The sequence below is a fragment of the Leifsonia sp. HAY1-4F genome, from assembly GCF_056755275.1.
On the sequence record NZ_JBNDHX010000490.1, the window covers coordinates 1 to 247 of the forward strand.

General features: G+C 61.1%; 1 pseudogene. It reads right to left on the bottom strand.

The window, feature by feature from the left end:
• Positions 1-247, bottom strand: a pseudogene (locus tag ACPYOG_RS20245) (guanine deaminase); the annotation flags it as partial.

The window sequence follows — 247 nt, forward strand, 5'->3', positions numbered from 1 at the left end:
GCCCGTAGCGGGCATAGATATCGGTATAGTCGATCGCTTCCGGGTAGAGTTCACCCGTGAACTTGATCTCGTCGTGGTTCTCGGAAAGGTGCGTCTGGATGTGCAGGTACGGGAATTCGCGGGCGAGGGCGGCCGTCGCCTCCATCTGTGCCGGTGTAGAGGTAATGGCGAAGCGCGGCGTGATGGCGACGTGGTTGCGGCCCTTGCCATGCCAGTCTGCAATCACTTCGCGGGTCTCGTCATAGCC